This is a genomic window from Methyloligella solikamskensis (genome assembly GCF_042676065.1).
Lineage (GTDB): Bacteria > Pseudomonadota > Alphaproteobacteria > Rhizobiales > Methyloligellaceae > Methyloligella > Methyloligella solikamskensis.
In genome coordinates this window covers 301706-315094 of sequence record NZ_JBHTJO010000001.1, presented here as the reverse complement: position 1 = coordinate 315094, position 13389 = coordinate 301706, and the positions used below count along the sequence as shown (strand labels likewise).

12 protein-coding genes and 1 pseudogene are annotated in these 13389 nt (G+C 63.4%); 3 read left to right on the top strand and 10 right to left on the bottom strand.

The features are described 5' to 3' along the window. The first annotated feature begins 64 nt into the window (after positions 1-64). The gene (locus tag ACFQ2F_RS01530; protein ID WP_379084685.1) at positions 65-754 is read left to right on the top strand and encodes a YggS family pyridoxal phosphate-dependent enzyme; all 690 of its coding nucleotides are present in this window, start codon (positions 65-67) and stop codon (positions 752-754) included. Positions 755-766: 12 nt separating this feature from the next. On the opposite strand, the gene ACFQ2F_RS01525 is transcribed toward ACFQ2F_RS01530, so the two are convergent. Beyond that, positions 767-1291, bottom strand: coding sequence for a L,D-transpeptidase family protein (locus ACFQ2F_RS01525; RefSeq protein ID WP_379084682.1), 525 nt, complete (start codon positions 1289-1291; stop codon positions 767-769). Positions 1292-1400: 109 nt separating this feature from the next. Here ACFQ2F_RS01525 and ACFQ2F_RS01520 point away from each other — a divergent pair, with 109 nt between their 5' ends. Next, positions 1401-2087, top strand: a complete 687-nt coding sequence (locus tag ACFQ2F_RS01520) for a response regulator transcription factor (RefSeq protein ID WP_379084679.1) — start codon at positions 1401-1403, stop codon at positions 2085-2087. Next, complete coding sequence (locus ACFQ2F_RS01515) at positions 2088-2768, top strand: DJ-1/PfpI family protein (RefSeq protein WP_379084676.1); 681 nt, start codon at positions 2088-2090, stop codon at positions 2766-2768. It abuts the gene before it with no gap. 58 nt (positions 2769-2826) lie between these two features. Here ACFQ2F_RS01515 and ACFQ2F_RS01510 read toward each other — a convergent pair whose 3' ends face one another. From ACFQ2F_RS01510 to ACFQ2F_RS01470, 9 genes and pseudogenes are all read right to left on the bottom strand, one after another. Beyond that, positions 2827-3645, bottom strand: coding sequence for an exodeoxyribonuclease III (locus tag ACFQ2F_RS01510; RefSeq protein ID WP_379084673.1), 819 nt, complete (start codon positions 3643-3645; stop codon positions 2827-2829). A 109-nt stretch (positions 3646-3754) separates the two neighbouring features. Next, positions 3755-4018, bottom strand: coding sequence for a hypothetical protein (locus ACFQ2F_RS01505; protein ID WP_379084670.1), 264 nt, complete (start codon positions 4016-4018; stop codon positions 3755-3757). A gap of 523 nt (positions 4019-4541) precedes the next feature. Continuing rightward, positions 4542-5444: a LolA family protein gene (locus tag ACFQ2F_RS01500; protein WP_379084667.1), complete on the bottom strand. Its 903-nt coding sequence runs from the start codon at positions 5442-5444 to the stop codon at positions 4542-4544. Positions 5445-5567: 123 nt separating this feature from the next. Further along, positions 5568-8240, bottom strand: coding sequence for a DNA translocase FtsK (locus tag ACFQ2F_RS01495; protein WP_379084664.1), 2673 nt, complete (start codon positions 8238-8240; stop codon positions 5568-5570). A gap of 3 nt (positions 8241-8243) precedes the next feature. Then, the gene (locus ACFQ2F_RS01490; protein ID WP_379084661.1) at positions 8244-9461 is read right to left on the bottom strand and encodes an aminotransferase class I/II-fold pyridoxal phosphate-dependent enzyme; all 1218 of its coding nucleotides are present in this window, start codon (positions 9459-9461) and stop codon (positions 8244-8246) included. A 123-nt stretch (positions 9462-9584) separates the two neighbouring features. Beyond that, positions 9585-10292: a class I SAM-dependent methyltransferase gene (locus tag ACFQ2F_RS01485; protein WP_379084657.1), complete on the bottom strand. Its 708-nt coding sequence runs from the start codon at positions 10290-10292 to the stop codon at positions 9585-9587. An 82-nt stretch (positions 10293-10374) separates the two neighbouring features. Next, positions 10375-10518 (bottom strand): annotated as a pseudogene (locus ACFQ2F_RS01480) (ammonium transporter); the annotation flags it as partial. Positions 10519-10526: 8 nt separating this feature from the next. Continuing rightward, positions 10527-10919 carry a diacylglycerol kinase family protein gene (locus tag ACFQ2F_RS01475; RefSeq protein WP_379084654.1) on the bottom strand — a complete coding sequence of 131 codons (393 nt, stop codon included), beginning with the start codon at positions 10917-10919 and terminating at the stop codon, positions 10527-10529. A 196-nt stretch (positions 10920-11115) separates the two neighbouring features. Next, complete coding sequence (locus ACFQ2F_RS01470) at positions 11116-13014, bottom strand: linalool dehydratase/isomerase domain-containing protein (protein WP_379084651.1); 1899 nt, start codon at positions 13012-13014, stop codon at positions 11116-11118. Between the last annotated feature and the right edge of the window lie 375 nt (positions 13015-13389).

Genomic DNA, 13389 nt, shown 5'->3' with positions numbered 1-13389 from the left:
TGTTGCCCCGTCTTGAAGTGGAGAAGGGCTTGCGCGTCCGCGTCGCCCTCTTATGGTGCCTGCCATGTCAGCTGACTCAGACTCTCAAACCATCGCTGGCCGTCTCGCCGAAGTCCGGGACGACATCGCCGCCGCCGCGAAATCCGCCGGGCGCGATCCCGAAAGCGTGAAGCTCGTCGCCGTCTCCAAGACCCATCCGGCCGAGGCGGTCGAGGAAGCGATCGCCGCGGGTCAGCGCGTGTTCGGTGAGAATCGTGTCCAGGAAGCCCAATCAAAGTTCCCCGATCTGAAAGAACGCTATCCCGATATCGAGCTCCACATCATCGGGCCGCTACAATCCAACAAGGTGAAAGATGCCGTCGCCATCGCCGACTGCATCCAGAGCGTCGACCGGGCGAAGATCGCCAAGGCCATCGCCAAGGAGATGGAGGAGCAGGGCCGGACCCTGAAGCTTCTCATCCAGGTCAACACCGGCGAAGAGCCTCAGAAGGCGGGCATTCCGCCAGCCGAGGTCGCCGAATTCGTGGAGATGTGCCGCGCCGAGCTGGGGTTGGAGATCGCCGGCCTCATGTGCATCCCGCCTCTCGACGAAGAGCCCGCCATGCATTTCGCCCTGCTGGAAAAGCTGGCCGGGCAGCTCGATCTGCCTGAGCTCAGCATGGGCATGAGCGGCGATTACGAGAAGGCCGTGCAGTTCGGCGCAACTTACGTCCGCGTCGGTACCGCCATCTTCGGTGCGCGCGACTACACTTGATTTAGAGCACGCCTAGCCGCGAATCTCGATTTCGGTCTCCGGCCCGATCTCGGCGAGCAGCGCCAAGAAATCCCGCTTCGATAGCGCGACGCAGCCTTCAGTTGGTGTGTAGCCCGGACGCGCCAGATGAACGAAGACGGCGCTGCCCTTCCCGCGCACCCTCGGGAGGTCGTTATATCCCATCACCAGAACCAGATCGTAGAGGTGGTCCTGGCGCTTCAGCCCCTCGGCGCTGCGAAGGCTGGGCAGGCGGATCATGCGATTGTAGTTCCGATCCTTCGGATCGTCGCTCCACCCGTCGTCATCGCCGATCGCATGAACCGGCAATTCGGTTTGCGGGCGGCTCACCCGGTCCGCGCGATAGAGCAACGCGCGAAGCGGATAACGTCCCACCGGCGTGGTGCCGTCGCCCTCATGCTTGAGCGCCGAGACCCCTGATCTGCCGAGCGCGCAGTTGCGTACCCCGTTCGAGAGATGCATCAGCCCCTTGGATCGTGTTCCCGGCAGACGTGTCACCAGGATTTTCTTTTGAACCATCCGATTACCCGTTTCTCAGCATGGAGGATGACGGTGATCGCTATGCTTGTTCCGGCAAGCCGCTCCGCTTACAACTCACACCATACGGTAACGACATTCGCGAAATCTCATGAGCAATGCGCGCAGAATTCTGATCATCGACGATGACGAAGGGATGCGCGACTCGTTGAGCGAGCAGTTCGCGCTGCACGACGAGTTCGAGAGCCTTCTCGCCGAGACCGCCACCGAGGGTCTCAAGCGCGCTAAGGAGGAGCATGTCGACCTCGTGCTCCTCGATGTCAATCTGCCCGATCTCGATGGCCGCGAGGCCTGCAAGCTGCTGCGCCGCGGCGGCTTCAAGGGGCCGATCGTCATGCTGACGGGGCAGGCCTCGGACGCTGATACGATTCTCGGCCTCGACGCCGGCGCCAATGACTACGTGACCAAGCCCTTCAAGCTCGCTGTGCTGCTCGCCCGCATCCGCGCACAGCTCCGCCAGCACGAGCAGAGCGAGGATGCCGTCTTCACCATCGGGCCGTACAGCTTCAAGCCCGCCGCCAAGCTTCTCGTCGACGAGGGCGGCGACAAGATCAGGCTCACCGAGAAAGAGACCTCGATCCTGAAATATCTTTATCGCGCCGGCGAACGGGTCGTGACCCGCGACGTGCTGCTCCACGAGGTCTGGGGCTACAACGCCGGCGTCACCACCCACACGCTCGAGACCCATATCTATCGCCTGCGCCGCAAGATCGAGAAGGATCCGGCACAGAGCGAGATCCTGGTGACGGAGACCGGCGGCTACAAGCTGGTGCCCTAGATGGCGCTCGCGATTGGCTTCCTCCTATTCCCCGACGTCCAGCAGCTCGACCTCACCGGACCGTACGAGGTGTTCGCCTCCCTGCCCGACACCGAGCTCCATCTCGTGGCGAAGGATCTTTCGCCGGTTCGCACCGCCACCGGTCTCGTCCTCCAGCCGACCGTGGCCATGGCCGATTGTCCGCAACTCGACATCGTCTGCGTGCCTGGCGGCCTCGGCGTGAACCCGCTCCTGACCGACGCCGGAACCCTCGCCTTTCTGCGTCGCCAGGCGGATGGCGCGCGATACGTCACCTCGGTCTGCACCGGCGCGCTGGTGCTCGGCGCGGCCGGACTGCTTCACGGAAAACGCGCCACCACCCATTGGAACGCCCTCGATCTCCTGACCGACTACGGCGCGGAGCCGGTCAAGGCGCGCTATGTGATCGATGGGAATCTCGCGACGGGCGGCGGCGTGACGGCGGGTATCGATTTCGGCCTGGCCCTGGCGAAAGAGCTTGCCGGCCGTGAAACAGCCGAAGCTGTCCAGCTCCAGCTCGAATACGCGCCCGCCCCGCCCTTCGAGGCAGGCTCGCCGGAGACCGCGCCGGAGGATGTGGTGGAGAAAGTCAGGGCGAAGACGTCCCAGATCCGCGCCGAGCGCGAGGCCCTGGCGAAGGAATACGCCGAGAAGCACCGCTAGCCGGAACACCCACTGCCGTCATCCCGGCGAGCGCCGGGATCCAGCCAAAACCTCAGACCTAGTCGATTGCGAAATCTGTGATCACCGGGACATGGTCCGACGGCTTCTCCCAATCCCGGGCCTCGCTCGCCACCGTCATGGCGTGGGCGGAATTCCCCAGCGCCGGGGTGGTCCAGACATGGTCGAGCCGCCGCCCGCGATTGGATTTCCGCCAGTCCCGGTTGCGGTAGCTCCACCAGGTGAACAGCTTCTCCTCCGGCGGCACATGGCGGCGCATGACGTCGACCCATTCATGGGCGGCCAGTACGCGGTTCAGCCGCTCCACCTCCGGCGGCGTATGGCTCACCACCTTGAGAAGCTGCTTGTGGGACCAGACATCGGTCTCCAGCGGCGCGACGTTCAGATCGCCGACCAGGATCATCCGGTTCTGGTCCCGGTTGCCGAGGCCTGAGAACCAGCTCTCCATCGCCTCCAGATAATCCAGCTTGTGTTTGAACTTGTCGTTCACCGCCGGGTCGGGAATGTCGCCGCCTGCCGGTACGTAGAGGTTGTGGATCTCGACCGGTGAGGGGCCGGTCGGCCCATCCAGCTTCACTGAAAGATGCCGCGCATGACCCCGGCCGCAGACATCGCGCATATCGCCGGGGCTGAACGGGATCTTCGACAGGATCGCGACGCCGTTATAGCCCTTCTGACCGCATACCGCGACGTGGGGATACCCGAGCGCCTCGATGGCGTCCCGCGGGAAATGTTCCTCTGCGCATTTGATTTCCTGCAGGCACAGGATGTCCGGCTGATAGGCGCGGTTCAGCTTGTCGATCAGGTCGAGCCTGAGACGCACCGAGTTGATGTTCCAGGTGGCAAGGCGAAACTGCATGAAGAAGACGCTCCGGCGAAAAAGGGCCGTCCGTCTCTAGACTGCTCCGTTCGGGACTGCCAACCCGGAAGCCCAAAGTCTGTGGATGATGTTGAGGATAGACGGTGGATTAAAGCCCGCGGAAGCCCTTCAAAGCTCGCGAAACCAGCTCATTGCGGTCGAACTCGCCGGCTGCGGCGAGCGCCATGATCTTCTCACCGAGAAGGGAACGAAGTTCACCGTCGGTGGCTTCATTCTGAGAAAAGCCCACGGTGCGCAGCTCGAGCCAGGCGGCATCGAACGCTTCTTGCACGAGATCAAGCTTCTCGGAGTCGAAGGCCTCCGAGTAGGAAGCATCGTGCATGCTTCCCGCGGATTGCAGCTTGGAAGCCATTGCTGTCACCTTAGTGCAGCGCCCATCGCAGGTTGACTGTAGGGGGGAGTCGAGAGGCGCCACTGAAAGAAACCTTAACAGCTCAGCTGGGAAGAGTCTGCAAACCTTTTGCGACGGTCTAATGCGAGGTGAGCGGAAGATGAAGAAAGCTCTTCGAAACTAAAAACAATCGAACGCCGCGCCGGGGCCGAAGAAATTTTGTCGATCGCGAATGGGAGCCCAAAAAGGAAGCGCCCGGCCGCTGCGCATGGCCGGGCGCTAGAAGCGCTTACTCAGCGCACGCACCGGGAGGGACGCCGGTGCGAGCGACCACATCTTCGGCTAGACGGGGGGGCACTACCGATTTGGCGATGTGATCGCTTCTCCGGCAGAAATAGTGGGCGTCTTGGCGTTTTTCAACGCGTACCTTAGAAAAACTTTAACGTGGCGTTAAAGCGAACGAAGAAATTAAATAACGGTCTGATTCCGCAATAGAAAATTCAGACTGTTATCTTCATGGCCCGGTCTTCCGGGCAGCTCATGGTTACCGGTACGGGTTGAAGGGCTGCTGCTTGGACTTGAAGAAGTCAGACGCAACCTTCCGGCCGGGCGCCAGATTGTCCAGCGTGACTTGGGTGGTCAGCCCTTGCGCGTCGGTGATTACCCATTCCGAGAGCTGAAACTCCGGCGCCGTCTCGAAAACCAGCTTGATCGCTCCGCCGGTGCCGCCCTTGCGGTCCTGCAGCTGGATGGCCAGCTCGCCGCCGCCCCGGGACACGCCCAGCACGTTGGCGTCGCGGGCCACGTCGACATTTTCTGCCAGAAGAAGCCGGAACGGTGTGGATTTCAGAGGATATTTCTCGATGGTCTTCAGGTCGGAATCCTCGATCGCGAGGAACGCCCCGTCCGAGACGATCTTCAGCGGGCTCGGCGGCGCATAGTCAAAGCGCAGCTTGCCGGGCTGCTTCACGTAGAAGCGCCCCGTGGCGACCTTGTTGTCGGAATCGATCTGACGGAACGTGCCCTGCAGGCTGTCCATCTCGTTGAAATAGGTGTTCACCCGGGCGATCGCCTGCTCGCGCTCAGCCCCGATCAGCGGGCGGGGGCCGCTTTCCTCGACAGCGGCTTCCCAGCCGGCGCCGGCATCCGCTTCGGCGTTGTCGATTTCGCCAGCGGGCGCTTCGGCCTCCACGGGTGGGGGCGGCGGCGCCTTATCGGGCTCGATGGGCGGGATGTCCTGGGCGGGGCGCAGCGCATTCGCGCCGCTTCCGTCGGCCTTTTCGCCGGTCCCGGGAACGTTGCCGGTCGCCGTGGAGCGCGGCTTCTTCGTCGTAGATTTCGGCACCACGGTGGTGCCCTGTTCCTGGGCCAGCGCGGAAGCGGCCGGGAACGCAAAACATAGGGTCGCGGCAAGGCTGGCGGATAGCCAGCTGTATCGGCGGTTCATCAAGGATCCCCTCAGGCCCGTGCCGAGAATTCACACGGTCAATGGTTAAATGATTCCGCCAAAAATGGTCAACTTCGAGGCGAGGGGGCGCGGCAAAAAACCGTTACCGCGGCCCCGCCCCGATCAATAAGGCGCCTGGGTCTCGTCGCCTACCAGAATATCGCGCTTGCCGGAGCTATTGGCCTCGCTGATCACGCCTTCCTCCTCCATGCGCTCGATCAGGGTCGCGGCCTTGTTGTAGCCGATGCCCAGACGCCGCTGAACGTAGGAGGTCGAGGCCTTCTTGTCCCGCAGCACCACGTCGACCGCCTTGTCGTAGAGCTCGTCGCCCGAGTTGGAGTTGCCGGGACCGCTGCTTCCCGCGCTGCCGCTGTCTCCGTCGTCGTCCTCGTCGGCATCGCTGTCGTCGGTTACGGCGTCGAGATAGGCCGGCACGCCCTGCTTCTTCAGATAGCGGACAACCTTCTCCACCTCGTCGTCGGTGACGAAGGGACCGTGTACGCGCATCACGCGGCCACCGCCCGCCATATAGAGCATGTCGCCCTGGCCGAGCAGCTGCTCCGCGCCCTGCTCGCCTAGGATCGTGCGGCTGTCGATCTTCGAGGTGACCTGGAAGCTGATCCGGGTCGGGAAGTTCGCCTTGATGGTGCCGGTGATAACGTCGACGCTCGGCCGCTGGGTCGCGGTGATCAGGTGGATGCCCGCCGCACGCGCCATCTGGGCCAGGCGCTGCACCGCCGCTTCGATATCCTTGCCCGCCACCATCATGAGGTCGGCCATCTCGTCGACGATCACGACGATGTACGGCATCGGATCGTAATCCATCTCCTCTTGCTCGTAGATGGCCTGGCCGGTCTCGCGGTCGAAGCCGGTCTGCACGGTGCGGGTCAGCACCTCGCCCTTGGCTTCGGCCTGCAGCACGCGCTTGTTGTAGCCCTTGATGTCCCGGACCCCGAGCTTGGACATGCGCTTGTAGCGCTCCTCCATCTCCTTGACGGTCCATTTCAGGGCGACCACCGCCTTCTTCGGGTCGGTCACGACCGGCGCCAGGAGATGCGGAATGCCGTCATAGACGGAGAGCTCGAGCATCTTCGGATCGATCATGATGAATTTGCACTGCTCCGGCGACAGCCGATAGAGCAGGGACAGGATCATCGTGTTCACGCCCACGGACTTACCCGAACCCGTGGTGCCGGCGATCAGAAGATGCGGCATGCGGGCCAAGTCCACGACCACGGATTCGCCACCGATATTCTTGCCCAGGCCGAGCGCCAATTTGGCATCCGTCTCCTGGAAGTCTTTGCTCTCCATCAGCTCGCGCAAGTAAACGGTCTCGCGGGTCTCGTTGGGCAGCTCGATGCCGATCGCATTGCGCCCAGGCACCACGGCCACGCGCGCCGCGATGGCGCTCATGGACCGCGCGATGTCCTCCGCCAGGCCGATGACCCGGGATGACTTCGTGCCCGGTGCCGGTTCCAGCTCGTAGAGCGTAACCACGGGGCCCGGCCGCACATTCACGATCTCGCCCTTCACGCCGAAATCCGCCAGCACGCCTTCCAGCATGGCGGCGTTTTCCTGCAGCTCCTCGTCGGAGAGATCGTTGGAGGCGGCCGAACGCGGACGCTGCTGCAGCAGCTTCAGGGCCGGCGGCGTATAGGGCGTGTCCATGGAGGGGAAGCGCTTGGCGATCCGGCGCTTCGGTTCGTCCTGCTTGCGATGGGTGATCTGGACGCCGGTGACGTCTTCGGTCTCAGTGCCGTCCATATCGTCATCGTCGTCGTAGGAGGAGGCTCGGTCGTCCGCGTAATCCGGCGCGTCGCCCTCTTCATCATCGTCGTCGTATGACGCGGCCGTATAGGGTCTGGCTCCCATGAGGTCGAAGGTGGGCTCGATCCGGCCGTCGGGGTCGCCCGGTGCCTTGGGAAGCGGCGGCGCGCGGCGCGCCTTGGCTGCAAGGATGTCCTCGGGCGTTTCGTCTTCGTCCTCGTCCTCGGCCTCTTCGTAGTAGAGGGAAGCATCTCTCTGGAGCGCGTTCTTCGGCCTGCGCTCCTCTTCTTCCCATTCCTCATCTTCCGGGTCCTCGTCCCACTCGGGCTTCTGCTCCGGGGTCAGCGCCCGCTTCACCTTCGCCGAGGTGTGCATGGTGGCATGGAGCGCGGCGCCCAGGGACGCATTGGCCCATTCGCCGGTCCGGCTTGCAGTCGGGCCCCACAGGGCGATCAGGCTAGAGAGCTTGGTGCCACAGGCGAACAGCAGCAGCCAAGTGCCGAAGATGAAGAAGCCGAGCCCGGCCACGAAGGAGATCGCAGCACCCGGCAGGAAGGGCCCGATGATGCCGGCAGCCGCCACCAGGACTTCGCCGATGATGCCGCCGAGCCCGCTCGGCAACGGCCAGGTCTTCGGCTGGGGCAGGGCGGAGAAGGCACCGGCGAGCAGCACGACGGAAACCGGCCAGGCGAGAAGCCGAGCCCGGATTCGCCCCGGCACGGTGCCGAAGATCAGATGCCAGCCCCAGGCCGCGAGCGGCAGGAACAGCAGGATCGAGGCAAGCCCGACCGATTGGAAGGTGATATCGGCAAGTCCCGCGCCCCAATGGCCCAGAACATTGTGCGGCGTGGTGCGCGTGGCGTTGTTGAGGCTCGGATCGGTGACCGACCAAGTGGCCAGGCTGGCCCACGCCCCGCAGGCCAGGATCAGGATCCCGAGCCCATATCCGCTCATCAGAAGTTGGCGCAAGCCCGACTGGACCGCGCCCGGCAAAAGCCGGCGTTCCGCTTTACGACCGCGTACTGCCATAAACTAACCCAATGTGGTGACGATCCGCGCCAATCCCTCGCGCGTCACGGCAGGGCCGTGCACGAGTGCCACCCGCACATGGTCCTGGCCCGGATTTCGTCCGTTAAAGTCCTCGCGGGCGAGATACCCACCCGGCAGCACTTTGACACCACATACTTTCCAAAGGGTTTTCGCGGCCGCTTCGCCGCCCCCTGCGGCGCTCATATCGAGCCACAGGAAGAAGCCCCCTTGAGGCCGCTGATAGCCGAAGCAATCTCCCAGAATTTCATCCGCTACATCGAAATTTTCCGCATAAATCCGCCGTCCCGCGGCGACATGCGCCTCGTCCGCCCAGGCCGTCGTGGCGACCGCCTGAAGCGGCAGCGGCGTCTGGGGGCAGGCCACATTGCGAAAACGACCGAAACTGGCAAGAAATTCCGAATCACCTGCAATGAAGCCCGATCGAAGGCCCGGCAGACCTGAGCGTTTCGACAGGGAATTGAAGCTCAGAACGTTGGAAAAACCGCCATTGGCGGCGAACGCCACCTCCAGCGCGCCCTCAGGCGGCTCTTCCGTATAGATCTCCGAATAACACTCGTCCGCGAACAGCAGAAAATCGTGCTTTCGCGCCAATTTGACGGCTTTTTCCCAATAAGCCCCGTCCGCAACAGCTCCTTGGGGGTTCGAGGGAGAGCAGAGGTAAAGGACGATGGTCCGGTCCAGCAGATCGTCGCTCAGCGCATCGAGATCCGGCAAAAAACCGGTCTCGGCCTCCGAATCGAGGAAAACAGGCTCTGCTCCGCCCGCGACCGCCGCCGCCGCATAGGCCTGATAGAACGGGTTCGGAATCAGAACAGCCGGGGTCTCGACGTCCGCACGCCGGGCCCTGGCCGGAAAGATCGCCGAAAATAAGCCTTCCCGGGAGCCGTTCAGGGCCAGGACATGAGTGTCCGCGCCGATCTCGCCCTTGAGCGTCGGATAGCGCTGGCCCAGCCACGTCGCGATTGCACTCCGCAGATCCGCCGTGCCCCGGATCGGCGGGTAGCGGGTGAAATCGGCCATGGTCTCGTTCAGCACAGGCGCCACGAACTCCGGCAGCGCCCCTTGCGGCTCGCCGAGGGAGAAATTGATCGGCTCGGCCCCCGGCGCGATTCCGTCCAGCAGAGCGGAAAGCTTCTGAAACGGCGAGGCGACCAGCCGGTCGAGCTCGGCCAGGGTCGGAATGGAGGTCGGTGAGGCCATAAACGCGGTGTTACGGCCTCATCGGACGGGCGGCAAGCCAGTTTACAGGGCCGCCCTCGGCATCCTCGGCGAAATCTTGGACGCAACTAGAGAGGCTCCTCGACGTTGCAGGTCGGCGCGGCATCAGGTCTTTCGCCACTCCATGATGTTGTAATAGGGGCATCGGCGATGTCGGTCGGCTGTGGACGCGTCGCCTCCTGAAGGGGCGGGCTCGTCGAAATGCGTGAGCCGCAAGCCGGTGGTGAGGAGCAACTGCATGTATCGGCTGAGCGGTCTGTGCCAGTTGCGGACTGAAATTCCGCGCCAGCTTACCCACTCCGGCCTCTCATCGAGATATCGGTCAATCTGAAAGCGAGTTTGGCCACCTGGGACTGTGATCCAATCTCCCGCCGTGCTGAAGGAGTTGAGGTTCGCAATAAGCAGCGAACCGCCGGGGTTCAGCACGCGCACCATCTCGTTGATGGCCTCCTCGATGCCTTCGATGTCGATCAATGTCAGGTAGCTGACAACCAAATCGAATGTCTCGTCCTCGAACGGGAGGTTTTCGGCGACCGCCCCCACATAAAGACCGTCTGGATCGCGGCGCTGCGCCGCCGCGCGCAGTCTCTCGGTGGGTTCGACACCGGTAGGCTCTACCCCTTCCGTCCGGAGTATCCGGCAAAAGCGGCCTTCCCCGCACCCTATATCGAGGGCGGTTTTGAAGCGCCCTTCGCGGACGCGTTCAAGCATTGGGGAATCGAGTACGTGCAAACGACCGAAGTCACCGCCGCCCTCCATATCGGCGAGCCAGGCTGCAGCCGACGCTTCCCATCCGTTGTGCGCATCGCGCATGTGCGTTCTCCAAGTCGCATTTTGGGGAAGCGCCTTTATGGCTGCTCCAAGGGGCAGCGGCCAGAGGAGAGACGGGCGCACCGCCGGAGATGATGCCGAGAACGCTCGGCTTACCGTGCACGATCCTTTCGGCGAACATCCAGGCCAGCGCCGCCGTGGCGGTGCAGATTTGGGTGACGGCCATGGCCATGCCGGCAGTCTCGTTAGCGGCAACAGCCGAACCGGCAAGCCGGTTCAGGATGCGCTCTCGCATATCATGGGAAAGGCAGAGCCTGCTTCGGCATGCAGCGACGCCTCCAGCTTCGGCAGGAAGATCACCCCGCCGACGGCCACAGCGCCGATAGCGGCGATCAGCACCATGCCGGCCGCAACATCCTTGGTACGTTTCACGGCGATGTTCTCCTCCGGGCAGACAACATCGCAGAGATGCTCGATAGCCGTGTTCAAACACTCCCCCGCCAGCACCGCGGCGATCGCCGCGATCACCCAGAGCCATTCCGTCGCCGACAAGGAAAGTATGGCGCCCAATGCGATGGCCAGCGCGGCCGCGAGAAGATGAATACGCATATGAGGCTGGGTCCGCACTACGAAACCAAGCCCTTCGAAGGCAAATCCGAAGCTTCGCATGCGGCGGATAAGCCATCCGTCGCGCCCTGGCTGAGCGGTGCACTCAAGCGCTGATGGCTCGCGGGCACCGTCTGGCGATAGAAGCCGCCAGGCCATGGTATCTCGCGCCGCAGCATCGCGCCCTCCGAACAGCCAGCGGACGGAAGCCCCAAACGCGGCAAGCATTGCAGCTAGCAGAACGCAACAGACCATGGCCCTACGCCCCCGCCGCGTGGAGGGCCAACGAGCTTCTCCGGTCGATCCGGATCTTCACCGAAACCTCGCCGGTTGCGTCACTCATGAAGCTGTGGCCGGTCCCGTCAGATCGCCGAAGAACGCAGTTCTGCTCAGGCGCGAACCCTGTGAAACGCATGGAAGCAAGCGCTCCGGGAATGTGCGGCTGAAGGACGAATCGAATACCGTTCCCCTCGGCATGAGCCGAAGCGACGCTCGCAGTATCGTAGGAGATTTCTGCCAGCCGGATGCCGGACCGCGTCTGAGGTCCCTCCGAGATGAGCCGCGCCAGCGCATCATGCCGCCCGACACGCGCCATCAATTCCAGCGCATGGGCCCAGAGAGAAACGCCGGGACGATGCATCGCGCCGCGATCGCTGACAGCGGGATGCTCGTGTTCAAGGTGGTGCAGGAGGATGGACGCCATATCGTCATCGCCAAGCTCCGCAGCCGCGGCAGCGGAGGCCGCATAGCCGCCGGCGCGCGATAAGCGGTAGTTGCCCGTATCGACCGGCCAGATAGCGCGCCTTGCGCCGCGGCTCTCTATCGCTCTTCGCCCGAGACCCCAGTGCCGCTGCGCAAGGTCCGGAGACAAACCATTCAGAAAGAGACACGGTAGGGTCTGCATTACGGCCCCGCCGCCCACCGGTGATGCGAAACCTGTCAGCGCCGACCGGAAAGGGATCAGCGAACCGTCCGGTCGGGTGAAGTCGCGCTGCAACGCGCGATGGAAGTGCGGCGCGAGCCGTGTCCAACGATCCGTCCCGAAGGCACTATCGGATGCCTTGAGACCCGCGGCGGTGATCAGATTGCAGAGAGGGTAGATCCAGTTCGGCTCGCAGGCCTGCAGCACAAAGGGCGACCGGTCATAGCCGGACGAGACTGTATCCAGGAGCTCCCGCTGGCTGTACTCAAACGCACGACCGGACGGCAGACGGAAGCTAAGCCCGCCACCCGTGACGTCCCGACCGCCGGAAGCGTTCCAGGCGAGCGCAAGCTGGGTGGCGAGGAAGCCGGAGAACATGATGTTGTCCCGGGAGACGGGGTCGGCATCGAGGGACAGATTTCCCCAGAGGTTCTCCGCCCGCCAATAGGACCAGACCTCATAGGCCTGCATCTTGTCGGCGAGCGCCTCTTGTGCCTCAAGCAGATATCCGTCGAAGGCGGGCACGCATTCCACCTGCAAAAGGGAGAGCGCATAGGACATGAAGTTGAGCTGATAGCGCAGCGCTGCGGTCTGGAACTGGTCGCGGTGATCGAATCCCGCGAAGGCATCGCGACTCTGCAGGCATCGGTCGAGTAGAAGACGCGTCAGCTCCACCGTTCGCGGCGAAAGAGCTTTCGCCTCACGCGGCAGATCGGTCCGCGTGAAGTGAACGCGCGGCGCAGGCTCAGCGCTTCGGGGTTTCGGCCGCTGGATTAGCGCCAGGGCGATTGTTGCCGTTACCGCACCGAACGGAAGCAAGGTGTAGAGCGGCGAGAGCGAACGGCTACTGTCATCCGCCAGCAGGGCCGCCCACATGGCCGTTCCGAGCCAGGTGACGGGCGGCGCGATCACATTGCCGGTGGCCAGCCAGAGCACCAGGGCGCCGGAAAAGAGAGCGGCAGCGGCAACCACATAGCAGCCGGTCTCAAAAAGCGTGTCGATTCCGACCAGATCCGGGGCTAGGAAGCCGGCGCCTGGGAAGGCCAGGCCCAAGCCGAAAGCGGCAATGCTGGCGGAGTCCGCTGCGAAGCCCGCTACCGTGCCTGCGCCGGCAACCAAGGCGTGGAGGGCGACGAACCCGCCGCGCCGCCTCGTGCCCGCCGAGCATTCTGCCCATGTCCTCTCAAACCAGCGGAACGCATTGAAAGTACTTTGTATTGCAAAGTAAATAGCCATCATAAGCCCCTCCCGGCGCATTGCGGATCTGTTCCTTTCGCGCCTACCAAGCGCATCTATAACAGTAAGCACTTTACAATACAAAGTTATTTATAGAATGAGGGGGTGAGCCCCATTCGGACGCGCGTTTTCCCGATCAGTCTGCAATCAACGATAGGGCGGCGCGCCAAGCGCTTCTGCACAGCGGTGGAGAATTATCGGAGGCCGCGATCTCGGTGATGAGAGGCACTTGCGGCCGGCCCCGGTCGGGCGAAGCGTGTGGGTGGAGAGCCGCTCCCACGAAGAACGCCCCCACAAATAAAAAGGGCCCCGGCGAAAGCCGGGGCCCGAGGTGAGAGCTCACAGTCAAGGGAGGAGGAGACTTGGGCTCTACCA